The sequence below is a fragment of the Bacillus sp. FJAT-27445 genome, assembly GCF_001510665.1.
Lineage (GTDB): Bacteria > Bacillota > Bacilli > Bacillales > Cytobacillaceae > Bacillus_D.
On the sequence record NZ_LMTI01000006.1, the window covers coordinates 45,940 to 57,316 of the forward strand.

An 11,377-nucleotide genomic window follows, 5' to 3' on the forward strand; every position below is an offset into this window, starting at 1 on the left:
TGCTGAGGTTAATTCCCTGTCACCATATTCTGTTCGGCAAATACCGACAGAAACGGGAAAAGTTTTTTAAAAGGTTTTACTATTGAAACTGGGTCATGATTTTAATGGAAAAAATTAAGCGAATTGAATTCCGAAACTTTATTTATTATTGGTGATCAGGACTTGGCAGATAATTATCGGGTTGCCGATTGTTTCCGTAAAGTATCAAACATCCATTTCACAATGTTGCTTCTAAAAGGGTTATTTGAAACCTTTTCCAATAAAAGCCGTACAAATTGTTATATTCAAAAGGAGGAGAAATAAATGTTTGAATACAAGTTTGCTAAAATAGAGTTTAAAAAAATAACTGGTAAGCCTAGTGAAGACTATCGAGAAGTAATTAAAAGTCACGCAGAACAGGGGTGGCGTTTTGTTCAAATCTTCTCCCCTGACTTTGCAACTTCAGGAGTTGCAGTCGGGTCATACTATGAATTGATTTTTGAAAGACCTATAAAACAGTAAACAGAACAGAAACCATTCGTTATGAAAAATTGTGAAACATTACACTTAAACTTTAGGGTGCGATTGTTCATTAAGGAGCAGTCGTTTTTTAATTCTAAAGGGACAGTTTTATTAAAGAAGGAAAACCTTAGTTACTCATTGAATATCTTTTATAAAATATCAAAAGTAATAGCCATTGGTTTAGTAATCCATATTTTTAGGGGGATATAAGTTTGTTAAATAGCCTTATTAATAAGAATAGCCCTGAGTTAAAATTCTGGAATTGGTTTAAAGACCATTCAGAAAACTACTATAAAATATCTGACTATGATAGGGAAGAGTTGTATGATTTATTTCAAACTAAACTACAAAAGGTACATAAGGATTTAGCGTTTGAGTTTTCGGAAACTCCGGATGAAGATGGAAAACAGGAATTAATCATCAGTGCTGATGGAGTAAGACAATTAATTCCTATTGTATTAAAGCTAATAAATGCAGCACCAGATTTAGAAAAATGGAAAATCACAGCTTTTCGCCAACGGATGGAAGGAATGGAGATTAACTTTAATGGATACAAGATAAATGAGGATAAAGTGTTTTTTACCTATGATTTCATTTCAGACAAGAAGTACATTAATATAAATATCTTTACCGAGAATTTCAAAACGGAAATGAAAGGGGCTTTATATTTATTGCTCGACAATTGTATAGGTGAATATGAAGTAATGACTAAAGTCGGAAATATAAGTTTTGAAGAACTCAATGATAGTAAAGGAGAGATTCCCCCAATAAGTAAATTATACGAGTTAATAGAGGAAATCAGGTAATACATCAAGGTTTAAAGTTAGTGTTTCAACTAGAGCAAGAAAGTAGGAACCTTTGAAAAGGAGGCAATTCAATGATAGTAGAAGCTGTTATGTTGCAGGTTAAGCAGGGGATGGAATCTGAGTATGAAGAGGCATTTCGTCGGGCATCAAAGATTATTTCTTCAATGAAAGGGTACATATCTCACGAATTACAACGTTGTTTGGAAACACAGGGAAAATATTTACTGCTCGTTCAGTGGGAAACATTAGAAGATCATACGGTTGGATTTAGACAATCCAGCGAGTATCAAGAATGGAAAAAGGAATTACATCATTTTTATGATCCTTTTCCAATGGTGGAACATTTTGAGATGGTTAATCTTTAAAAAGCGTTTTAATTCCAGCTATACAATTACTGATTGCTTTTATACAAGTTGTTTATCGAATAAAGGGAGAAAATGAGGAGATTTCAATATACCTGATACTAGGATTCGATTGACAAAGTTTTGGGTTGACGTGGATTTTTTTGAAGTGCAAATGGAGATTAAGAGCAATGACTGCAGCGTATACATTGAGCCACCGTTTGTGGACGATAGAGCCAGTAAGTGCGGAGAAGAGAGCCGCTGGCTAGTAATGCGCAAAGTAAACAGCCATTGGAATCTGTTACCGTTCCAATGGCTGTTTGCTTTATCTGAATCTTTTATTCTCTAATGTTTGTCAATAACTTCACTGGCCCCAACGAACGAGTTCGTCATGAACTATCGCCTCATCCTCAATCGATATGCTGGAAGGTAATAGTCTAACTTATACCTTCATCATCACCTCGTCAGGTAAATACATGTGAAAGAAATTCCTAGCTATACGACATTCAACTTCTGATGGAATCATTTCCTCAATCCATGGCGAAGCAAACAACAAACGTTTGAGCTTCTTACGGACACCAGCAAGTTTTCGTTGGTTTATACTCATACGAGGTCTACTCGTTCCTTTGCTGTTTGAAGTTGTTGTCGTATTTTGACTTCTCAAGCCGTCTGTGAGAGGCCTTACCCTATTCCAACTGTAGTCAATCTTCCTTTTCCTCTAGAACAACCGCCACTTTATAGTAGTCTTCTACCAATTCCTTAGCCTCATCAAACGGCAACACAGATTCCAGGGAAGTGTCCGCGTCCCATAGTGATTTGCAGGCTTCGACCAGCTCGATTGTCTCCTCGCACCATTTAATGTACTGCATTTCCTGTTCAAGTCCTCTACGCAACACAGCGGAAGACATGAGAACTCTTGGTGTCATGGTGTGCCGCTCCTTAATTGATTTCCATGCTTCCTGTACGGTCTGTGTCATCTTGTCCAGACGTTTTTGTCGAACCCCCTGGTAATATTTCAGTTGAAAGATAACTTCATCCGCAGAGATATTATCCATGAAAAATACTTGCATGAGAAAAGGGTCTTTGATTTTGGGGATTTCAGGTGGAGATCCCACCCAGTTGGTTATTTCGTCAATGCCCCCATTAGTGATAGAATAAATTTTTTTATGCGGTTTACCCTCTTGGGGAACAAGCTTGCTAGTGACGAGTTCTTCGGCTTCAAGCTTGTTTAGTTCTGGATAAATCTGCGAGAGATGCGAATGCCAAAAAATGCTCATGAAATCATCAAATTCCTTCTTTATATCATATCCAGTTGCATCCCATTTACTTAACAAGCCCAAAATAGCATTCTTTAATGTCATTCGAATTTCATCCTTTCTACTATGTTGATCTGAGTGTGGCTCCCTTTCCTAATCGGGGAATGGCACCGCAGCCGATGATGCCAAGAAATAACAACATGCCAGCCATCACTTGTATAGTGTGAATGGTTTCAAATTCCCTTAGTAAAAGTCCTGTGGCAAGAATGCCAGGTAACGCAACGGAAGTGGTGAGCATATAATACAGACTGAATGTCCGTGTGTAATAGTCATTATCCACTTCATCTTGCAGATAGGTGACGATCGTGACGTTAAATCCACCTAAGGCTATACCTTGCAAGAAGAAGAAGGGAAGAATCCATTGCCAGTTTGCGATGAATAGCAGGCTTCCGACACTAATGCCTACTGCAAATAGCGGTGGGATGAGCATCCATTTCCTGTCTAGTTTTGGATACAACTTGGGAGCCAAAAATGCCCCAAGCAAAATGCCCATGAGAGAAGCTGTGCCTATGAAGCTCAAATTTTCCACCCCTACAGATAATACATCCGTTAAAAACGAGAGTAACACAAGATCTACTGATGTCGCAATGAACATTGCCAGCGTCAAAAAGAGAAACAGCGCTTTTAATTTTGGTTGGTTCAATACATAGAGTAAGCCTTCTTTCATCATTTGCAGCTTCCCGCTTTGAATGTTTTGTTTATTTATGACAAAAGGCTGCACTTTTCGAATAAAAAGAAGCGATAGAAAAAGCAATCCCGCTGAAATGAAAAGCAATCCCGAAATAGGGAACAACAATTTGATAAGAAGAGTAGTAATGATTTGACCGGAAATTTTGGTTACCGTGAATCCCATTTGGAACAGGCTGTTTGCCTTTGCGCGTTCCTCTACACTTACGACATGAGGAAGCAATGATTGATTGGCGGGAATAAAGAACAGTTGTAATACGCTCAATACGAATAGCAACAAATATGTCCATTGGTATGGAGCGAAGTGCATAATCAAAGGGAAAATGCATAACATGGCGACCCGCAATGTATCAGACAAGATCATTACTTTCTGTAGCGTACGACCTTCAATCCAGCTGCCCACTGGAATGCCGAAAATAGCTACAGGCAAGTAGTAGGCAATGAAAAATAGTGTGAAAGAGTCAGAACTTCCGGATTGTAATTCTATCCATTTCAAAAGGGAATAAAAGATCATTGCATCTGCGAAAACGCTTAAAAGTCTACCAGAAAACAGATTGCGAAATGAGCGGTTTGTTATCAGCATAAATTGCTCTCCTCTATCTTTTTGTTAAGAGAAGCATACCAAAATCAATTTGGTATGTAAATAATTATATATAAATATTTATATATAAATCAGTTTAACAAAACAAAATTTGTTTTTTGAACTGGCGCCTTGTCCAATAACTATTAAGGCATCTTTTTTTCGATTCTTTATGCTAAGGGGATTTGAAGAAGGAACATAACATTAAATCTCGAATATCTAATTTAATCGAAAAACTAGAAATTTTAAGAAAGAGAGGAGTTAGTTACGATGATAAAAGGTTTTGGTGGAGTATTTTGGAGAACTAAGAATCTTGATGTTGTGAAAAATTGGTACAGTGAAGTGTTGAAGCTTGATATTAATAATTGGAATGGGACTATTATTAAACCCCATTCAGAAAATGAAACTATCTTTTCTTTCTTTACTGAAGATGACCTTTACTTCCCAACAGACCAGCAAGTGATGTTAAATTTCCAAGTTTATAATTTAAACGAGACTATTAAGCATCTTGAACAAATTGGTGTACCTCTTGTTAAGGAAAAAGAGGTTAGTGAGTTTGGACAGTTTATATGGATTGAAGATCCTGAAGGTCGATTGGTTGAGCTTTGGGAGAAATAGCGAGTTGTAATTTATTTTACCGGGTGCCAAATCCAAATAGAGAAGCCAAAGTAAAAATGATTGAAGATTATTTACTATCAAATGGAATTGAAAACCTTTTATTAATGGTAAAGTACTTTAACTAAATCGTGCTTTGTTCCAGGAAGGAATAAGGCACCTTTTTTTTGTAAAGTCCTTATAGCGGCGCTTGAAAGTTAAGTCACTTGGGCAAGGTCATTAGGTTCAATTGTTATCTTTTTAGCTTTTGTGTTCATTTTCTTTTTGTAAATCCTAAAGTTTCACGTGGAGGCAGCTTTTTCGTTATGGTGCTAACGGCATTTTAGTTCAACAACAAGCATTAAAAATCCGTATAATAATTCGTAGATATAAGAGTTCGAATAATGAAAAAAGGCATATATTAAAAATATAGAATAAATATTGTGAAAGGAAGGACCAAAGTGAAAAAGGACGCTAAATTAGGGTTATTTCTTTCATTGGTTGTATTAATTGGTTTCCCCGTTTCTTTTTTAGTTGTATCATTGCTTACAGGAGACTGGGGTTATTTTGTAGTTAGTATTCCACCTTCATTTGCTGCGGGATTTATGGGTGTATGGATAGCTATTAGGGAGATAAAAAAGGAACGGAAAAGTGATTAATCGTTCCCACCGATTTAAACATTATCCAGCTAAAGGGGCATTACTTTCAGAGTAGTAATGTATTATTCTTAGTTCTCCTAACGGGTGCCAGAGCACGAGAGCAACGCATAAGGGGCGTTGCTCTTTGTTTAGAAATACTTTTGATAAAACTCCTGTCTGAGTCTGCCGCTTAGTTGGGCATAAATCCGTGTTGTTTCACTATTCTTGTGCCCCAAAAGACTCTGAATGACTTCCACAGGGGCACCATTGTTTAGTAAGTGGGTTGCATAGATGTGTCAAAGTTGATGGGGATGGATGTTTTTATTAATACCAGCACGAGACGAAATTCGCTTAATGACATACCTCATCTGGGCAATACTCATCCTTTGTGGATTCCGCACGGTTACAAAAATGGCGGGATCCATATCATGGCGGATATCAATGTATCGTTTAAGCCAAATCTCTACACGAATATTAAAATAGACCTCTCGTTCCTTGTTCCCTTTTCCCCTAACGATTGCTGAACGGTTTGACCAGTTAATATTACGGTATTGAATATCATAAACAAGCGGGTGGTTGTTCCAGGAAGAATTAACCGCCTTTTCTGTTAAATTCTTATTAAACAAACGGGGAGGTTAGAATAGTAAGATAAGGGTTAAAAAGGTTGTTGGCGACATTAACGGGGAAACCAAAAGTAATCCAAAAACCTAATGAATTTGAAAAAGCTAATACAAGGGAGTATATTTAATGGGTTATTTTGAAAGGGTTAAAGAAATTCAAGAACTTCAATGGGAGTTATTTATTGATTACTGGTATTTACATATTGGTGTTATTTTAGTGGGATTAGGCATAGTTGTATTTTGGGTTATAAAGAAATAAATAAGGGTACTGGATTATTGATGAGATTGTAAAATAACGTACTTAAACGAAGGGTGCGATTGTTCATTAGGAGCAATCGTTTTTTTTTATTCTAAAGGGACGGTTTTATTTAAGAAGGAAAACCTTAGTTACTTCTTGAAGATGTTTTATAAAGTATCAAAAGTGAATAGCTATTGGTTTAGTCATCCATATTGTTTAGGGGGGATATGAGTTGTTAAATAGAATTATTTATAGGAATAGCCCTGAGTTAAAATTCTGGAATTGGTTTAAAGACCATTCAGAAAAATACTATAAAATATCTGAATATGATAGGGAAGAGTTGTATGATTTATTTCAAACTAATTTACAAAAGGTGCATAAGGATTTAGCGTTTGAGTTTACGGAAATACCAGATGCAGAAGGAAAACAGGAATTAATAATAAGTGCTGATGGAGTAAGACAATTAATTCCTACTGTATTAAAGCTAATAAATGCTGCACCAGATTTAGAGAAATGGAAAATGACAGCTTTTCGCCAACGGATGGAAGGAATGGAGATTAACTTTAATGGCTACAAGTTAAATGAAGATCATGTGTTTTTTGCATATGATTTCAGTTCAGACAAGAAGTACATTAATAGAAATATATTTACCAAGAACTTCGAAACGGAAATGAAAGGAGCTTTATATTTATTACTGGATAGTTGTATAGGTGAATATGAAGTAATGACTAAAGTTGGAACTATAAGTTTTGGAGAACTTTACGATAGTAAAAAAGAAATCCTTCCAATAAGTAAATTATACAAGTTAATAGAGGAAATCAGGTAATACATCAAGGTTTAAAGTTAGTGTTTCAACCAGAGCAACACAGTAGGAACTTTTGAAAAGGAGGCAATTCAATGATAGTAGAAGCGGTTATGCTCCAGGTTAAGCGGGGGATGGAATCTGAGTATGAAGAGGCATTTCGTCGGGCATCAAAAATTATTTCTTCAATGAAAGGGTACATATCTCACGAATTACAGCGTTGTTTGGAAACACAGGGAAAATATTTACTGCTCGTTCAGTGGGAAACATTAGAAGATCATACGGTTGGATTTAGACACTCCAGCGAGTATCAAGAATGGAAAAAGGAATTACATCATTTTTATGACCCGTTTCCAACGGTCGAACATTTTGAGATGGTAAATCTTTAACGGAGGACGGATCTAATGTTTCACTACTTAATATAAGGATAGCCATACTTAACCTGGACAATATACACCTAAACAAAAATTAGGATGATGAAATTGACCAGAAGGCTATCTATTTTATTCCTTATGTTCAGCGTCATTGTATGCGGAACAAACAATGAACCTGCGCTTGCGGATTCCAAAGAACAAGGAAAACCACCTAAAAGTGAATGTATAGAAGAGTATAAGAAGCAATGGAAAGAATTCAATAGCAGGGTGTTAAACGATATCGTGAAGATGTTTAACGTAGACTTAACAGGTTATCAAGAATTAACTCCCGGTGACTTAGTTTTAAAAGTAGGGGAAAACCTTAACGACCATCCTGACAAAATTTCCTTGGAGCATTTATTTATAGGATCGAGCCAGGGGTCAAGGAGACTGTTTTTAAAGGACGGCTTAAAAGGTAAAGAAGGATATTTTCTTTATAAAAGAATTGATGGCAACAATGTACTAAAGGAATTGCATAAAGTCGGTAATGTGTGGGTTGTTACTAAAGGTGAAGAAATGAACGCGAAAAGGCTTCACCTAAAACGTTTCGATTGGGAAAAATGCAAGGACAATTAAGAAATGCTTATCAATTTACTTGGCTATTCAACTACTGATTAAAAGGGGACGGAACACAGATTGAGTATTACTTTTTTATCGTTGACAATGGAAAATTCATGAAATATACTTAAATTGAACAGTGGTCAATAAGGAGGTAATCATGTCGCCAAGAAAAGCTGTCCAACAAGAACTAACAAGAGAAATGATTATGGAAGCCGCAAGAGACCTATTTGTGAAGAGAGGCTATCAGCATGTATCTATGAGGCAAATAGCAAAAGAATTAGATTACAGTCATGGTGCCCTTTATTATCATTTTAAAAATAAAGCTGAGTTGTTTTTTGCATTAGTGGAAGACCATTTCTCCATGCTGGATCAAATACTGGATGAAGTGATGCAACAAGAGATTGAAAATAAGGCAAAACTAAGGAATGTCCTTCTAGGCTTCATTGAATTTGGCCTAACACACCAAAGCCATTATGAAATTATGTTCTTGATAAAAGATGAAGAAGTAAGAAATTTTATCAATCAAGGCCCTAATAAAAGCTATGAGAAATTTGCACAATGTATTTTCGATTTATGTGATAGAAAAATTTCTCTTCAGGATATTTACAGCATTTTTTTATCCCTGCATGGCTTTGTCACACATTATTGCCGCCACGTCACTACCTATGAAGAAGTAAAAGATTTGGCAGATTCTCACGCGAAATTTTTGATTAGATTAGTTGATTAATTTTTTTTCGAATGATTTGACCGGCGGTTAATTAAAGGAGGGACTAATTATGCAAAAAGCTTTGGTATTAGGTGCTTCGGGAGGTATGGGTTATTCCATTGTTAAGGAATTATCGAGTAGAGGAATAATGGTAACAGCGTTCGCACGTACTCGTGAAAAATTGGAGAAACTGTTTGCGGACGATGCCAATATAACAATCTATACAGGAGATGTGTTTCGTATAGACGATTTAGACGGGGCGGCTAATGGCGTTGACATTATTTTTCAATCTTCCAACATTCCTTATGTTGATTGGGAGGAGAAACTACCCATAATGATGTCTAATATTCTTCAAACCGCCGAGAAGCATTCTGCCAAGCTGGCCATCGTTGATAATATTTATGCCTACGGAAGGAGTGTGGGGGAAAAAACGAGTGAAACAACCGTTAAAAATCCGCATACGAAAAAAGGACGCATTCGCCTGGAAGTTGAAAACTTGGTCAAGAGATCAAAGGTTCCTGCACTAATTGCACATTTTCCTGATTTTTATGGGCCCAATGCAGAAAACACGATTTTGAATTATACCCTGTTAAATATGGTGAAAGATAAAAATTCAAGCTTTGTGGGTAAACAAAGCATTTCCAGGGAATTTATCTATACACCAGACGGCGCCAAGGCAATTGTTAGTTTGTCCCTTCAAGAGAAGGCATACGGGCAAAATTGGAATATACCTGGCTTTGGCACCATTTCGGGAGATGAAATAGTCAAGACGGTCCGAGAAATAACCGGGTATCAAAAAGGCGTATCTACTGTTTCGAAGAATATGATTCGATTTTTGGGCCTGTTTAATCGTCAGATGCGTGAAGTGGTTGAGATGTTTTACTTGAATGAAGAACCAGTTGTACTAAATGGTGAAAAGTATGAGGATTTTATTGGTCCAATCCCTCGTACATCCTATCGTGAAGGTCTAAGGCAGACGATTGAGTATATGATACAAACGCAATAAGAACTTTCCTTAAGAATCCATATTTCCACATAAAGTAGCTTTTCTGATTTAATTTACCGAGGGCGTTATCCAAAGAATTAACACTTTTTTACATTTTTCGTTGAACAAACGTGGCAGCATTCCTGTAATAATAGCTAGGTTTGTAAATAATGTACTTAAACAATAGGGTGCTTTAGTCCAAGAAGGATTAAGGCATCTTTTTGTGGTTTCTTTATTAAGCTAAAGCGAGTTGAAGAAGGAACTTAACATTAAATCTCGAATATCTAATGTATTCTAAAAACAAGTAATTTAATGATAGAGAGGAGTTAGTTAAGATGATAAAAGGTTTCGGTGGAATATTTTGGAGAACTAGGAATCTTGAGGTTGTGAAAAATTGGTACAGTGAAGTGTTAAAGCTCGATATTAATAATTGGAATGGGACTATTATTAAACCCCATTCAGAAAATGAAACTATCTTTTCTTTCTTTACTGAAGAGGACCCCTACTTCCCAACAGACCAGCAAGTGATGTTGAATTTCCAAGTACATAATCTAAACGAGACTATTAAGCATCTTGAACAAATAGGTGTACCTCTTGTCAAGGAAAAAGAGGTTAGTGAGTTTGGACAGTTTATTTGAATTGAAGATCCTGAAGGTCGGCTGGTTGAGCTTTGGGAGAGATAGCGAATTGGAACGTAGGGGAGCTAATTTTTTGAAAAAATTATTTGTTCTAATCATATTTTTTGCATCCCTATTATCTCCGTGCCAAACGAATGAGAATGCCTTAACGTTTGTTGGGGAAAGTGAAAATTGGTTAGCTGAAGTAACCGTTCATCAAACTAATGGAGAAGAAACATATCAAATTCAGCTTGATAAAAAAGGAAATAACATAGAGTAAATTGACATTTTTCGTTATTATGTAGAATCAAAAAATAACGGAGCAGTAGAATTTGGTGCGAATGATGCTACATTAAATCAAAAAGGCGTATATCATAATAAATCATTAAGTGTTAATAGTCCTTCTACACGTGCAAAAGATGAGTTAGTGATAAAAGTAGAATGGAACGATACAAGTGAAAGTTTTGATTTAAGAAACAAGTGATGATATGTGAATAGTTTAAGCACAATAGCAGGGCGCACATCTGGTTAGAAATAATAGCGGATAATAAGATGGACAACCTTATTATATGCGGTCAAATTTCTTTATTATTACTGAATTAAATCAACTAGACGACTTTGTGGCCCACACTGTGTACATTGGCAATCCATGAGAAATCGGGCCTGCTTTTGGATGATAAAATGTAGACATAAGGAGGCTGCATATGGGACGTATAATCCAGATGATGAATGTGACGCTGGACGGTTGCTGTGACCACACGCAGGTGATTGCGGATGAGGAGCTCCACCAGTATTCGGCGGACCTGATGGACCAGTCAGATGGTCTGCTTTTTGGACGTGAAATCTACGAGTTAATGGAAAGTTCTTGGCCAGCCATTGCCAGCAGCGGCGAGGGACCTCAATTCCTAGTCGACTTCGCACGCAAGCTCGATCGGAAACCCAAGTACGTCTTCTCGCGGACGCTGGATCACG

15 protein-coding genes and 2 pseudogenes are annotated in these 11,377 nt (G+C 36.6%); 14 read left to right on the plus strand and 3 right to left on the minus strand.

The features are described from left to right. Positions 1-303: 303 nt before the first annotated feature. The 3 genes from AR337_RS17690 to AR337_RS17700 all read left to right on the plus strand — a co-directional run bounded on the left by AR337_RS17690 (position 304) and on the right by AR337_RS17700 (position 1,672). Positions 304-501 (plus strand): DUF4177 domain-containing protein, encoded by a 198-nt coding sequence (locus tag AR337_RS17690; protein ID WP_059173369.1) that lies wholly within the window; start codon positions 304-306, stop codon positions 499-501. Positions 502-713: 212 nt separating this feature from the next. Beyond that, positions 714-1,307, plus strand: coding sequence for a hypothetical protein (locus AR337_RS17695; RefSeq protein ID WP_059173370.1), 594 nt, complete (start codon positions 714-716; stop codon positions 1,305-1,307). A 71-nt stretch (positions 1,308-1,378) separates the two neighbouring features. Continuing rightward, positions 1,379-1,672, plus strand: a complete 294-nt coding sequence (locus AR337_RS17700) for an antibiotic biosynthesis monooxygenase (protein ID WP_059173371.1) — start codon at positions 1,379-1,381, stop codon at positions 1,670-1,672. 677 nt (positions 1,673-2,349) lie between these two features. On the opposite strand, the gene AR337_RS17710 is transcribed toward AR337_RS17700, so the two are convergent. Continuing rightward, positions 2,350-3,009 carry a PadR family transcriptional regulator gene (locus tag AR337_RS17710; protein ID WP_059173373.1) on the minus strand — a complete coding sequence of 220 codons (660 nt, stop codon included), beginning with the start codon at positions 3,007-3,009 and terminating at the stop codon, positions 2,350-2,352. 19 nt (positions 3,010-3,028) lie between these two features. Further along, positions 3,029-4,234 carry an MFS transporter gene (locus AR337_RS17715; RefSeq protein ID WP_059173374.1) on the minus strand — a complete coding sequence of 402 codons (1,206 nt, stop codon included), beginning with the start codon at positions 4,232-4,234 and terminating at the stop codon, positions 3,029-3,031. Positions 4,235-4,501: 267 nt separating this feature from the next. Here AR337_RS17715 and AR337_RS17720 point away from each other — a divergent pair, with 267 nt between their 5' ends. Both AR337_RS17720 and AR337_RS17725 read left to right on the plus strand, forming a co-directional pair. Beyond that, positions 4,502-4,849: a VOC family protein gene (locus tag AR337_RS17720; RefSeq protein ID WP_059173375.1), complete on the plus strand. Its 348-nt coding sequence runs from the start codon at positions 4,502-4,504 to the stop codon at positions 4,847-4,849. A gap of 437 nt (positions 4,850-5,286) precedes the next feature. Next, the gene (locus AR337_RS17725) at positions 5,287-5,484 is read left to right on the plus strand and encodes a hypothetical protein (protein WP_059173376.1); all 198 of its coding nucleotides are present in this window, start codon (positions 5,287-5,289) and stop codon (positions 5,482-5,484) included. A 128-nt stretch (positions 5,485-5,612) separates the two neighbouring features. Here AR337_RS17725 and AR337_RS22885 read toward each other — a convergent pair. Beyond that, positions 5,613-6,008: pseudogene (locus AR337_RS22885) on the minus strand (tyrosine-type recombinase/integrase); the annotation flags it as partial. A 202-nt stretch (positions 6,009-6,210) separates the two neighbouring features. Here AR337_RS22885 and AR337_RS23970 point away from each other — a divergent pair. The 9 genes and pseudogenes from AR337_RS23970 to AR337_RS23850 all read left to right on the plus strand — a co-directional run. Further along, the gene (locus AR337_RS23970; RefSeq protein WP_301335733.1) at positions 6,211-6,342 is read left to right on the plus strand and encodes a hypothetical protein; all 132 of its coding nucleotides are present in this window, start codon (positions 6,211-6,213) and stop codon (positions 6,340-6,342) included. Between the two features lie 211 nt (positions 6,343-6,553). Continuing rightward, positions 6,554-7,147, plus strand: a complete 594-nt coding sequence (locus tag AR337_RS17730) for a hypothetical protein (RefSeq protein ID WP_059173377.1) — start codon at positions 6,554-6,556, stop codon at positions 7,145-7,147. Positions 7,148-7,218: 71 nt separating this feature from the next. Beyond that, on the plus strand, positions 7,219-7,512 hold the full coding sequence (locus AR337_RS17735; RefSeq protein WP_059173378.1) for an antibiotic biosynthesis monooxygenase: 294 nt from the start codon (positions 7,219-7,221) through the stop codon (positions 7,510-7,512). Positions 7,513-7,599: 87 nt separating this feature from the next. Then, complete coding sequence (locus AR337_RS17740) at positions 7,600-8,112, plus strand: hypothetical protein (protein WP_253701908.1); 513 nt, start codon at positions 7,600-7,602, stop codon at positions 8,110-8,112. Positions 8,113-8,254: 142 nt separating this feature from the next. Further along, positions 8,255-8,824 carry a TetR/AcrR family transcriptional regulator gene (locus AR337_RS17745; RefSeq protein WP_059173379.1) on the plus strand — a complete coding sequence of 190 codons (570 nt, stop codon included), beginning with the start codon at positions 8,255-8,257 and terminating at the stop codon, positions 8,822-8,824. Positions 8,825-8,873: 49 nt separating this feature from the next. Then, positions 8,874-9,809, plus strand: a complete 936-nt coding sequence (locus AR337_RS17750; protein ID WP_059173380.1) for an NAD(P)H-binding protein — start codon at positions 8,874-8,876, stop codon at positions 9,807-9,809. 314 nt (positions 9,810-10,123) lie between these two features. Then, positions 10,124-10,426: a VOC family protein gene (locus tag AR337_RS17755; protein ID WP_059173381.1), complete on the plus strand. Its 303-nt coding sequence runs from the start codon at positions 10,124-10,126 to the stop codon at positions 10,424-10,426. A 73-nt stretch (positions 10,427-10,499) separates the two neighbouring features. Next, positions 10,500-10,685: a hypothetical protein gene (locus AR337_RS17760; RefSeq protein WP_156424445.1), complete on the plus strand. Its 186-nt coding sequence runs from the start codon at positions 10,500-10,502 to the stop codon at positions 10,683-10,685. Positions 10,686-11,109: 424 nt separating this feature from the next. Next, positions 11,110-11,377, plus strand: a pseudogene (locus AR337_RS23850) (deaminase); the annotation flags it as partial.

What these genes read in the sequence shown, in the direction of transcription:
- AR337_RS17710 (WP_059173373.1), bottom strand. Translation starts at nt 3,009, where the DNA reads ATGACATTAAAGAATGCTATTTTGGGCTTGTTAAGTAAATGGGATGCA.
- AR337_RS17755 (WP_059173381.1), top strand. Translation starts at nt 10,124, where the DNA reads ATGATAAAAGGTTTCGGTGGAATATTTTGGAGAACTAGGAATCTTGAG.
- AR337_RS17745 (WP_059173379.1), top strand. Translation starts at nt 8,255, where the DNA reads ATGTCGCCAAGAAAAGCTGTCCAACAAGAACTAACAAGAGAAATGATT.
- AR337_RS17740 (WP_253701908.1), top strand. Translation starts at nt 7,600, where the DNA reads ATGAAATTGACCAGAAGGCTATCTATTTTATTCCTTATGTTCAGCGTC.
- AR337_RS17690 (WP_059173369.1), top strand. Translation starts at nt 304, where the DNA reads ATGTTTGAATACAAGTTTGCTAAAATAGAGTTTAAAAAAATAACTGGT.
- AR337_RS17715 (WP_059173374.1), bottom strand. Translation starts at nt 4,234, where the DNA reads ATGCTGATAACAAACCGCTCATTTCGCAATCTGTTTTCTGGTAGACTT.
- AR337_RS23970 (WP_301335733.1), top strand. Translation starts at nt 6,211, where the DNA reads ATGGGTTATTTTGAAAGGGTTAAAGAAATTCAAGAACTTCAATGGGAG.
- AR337_RS17700 (WP_059173371.1), top strand. Translation starts at nt 1,379, where the DNA reads ATGATAGTAGAAGCTGTTATGTTGCAGGTTAAGCAGGGGATGGAATCT.
- AR337_RS17720 (WP_059173375.1), top strand. Translation starts at nt 4,502, where the DNA reads ATGATAAAAGGTTTTGGTGGAGTATTTTGGAGAACTAAGAATCTTGAT.
- AR337_RS17735 (WP_059173378.1), top strand. Translation starts at nt 7,219, where the DNA reads ATGATAGTAGAAGCGGTTATGCTCCAGGTTAAGCGGGGGATGGAATCT.
- AR337_RS17750 (WP_059173380.1), top strand. Translation starts at nt 8,874, where the DNA reads ATGCAAAAAGCTTTGGTATTAGGTGCTTCGGGAGGTATGGGTTATTCC.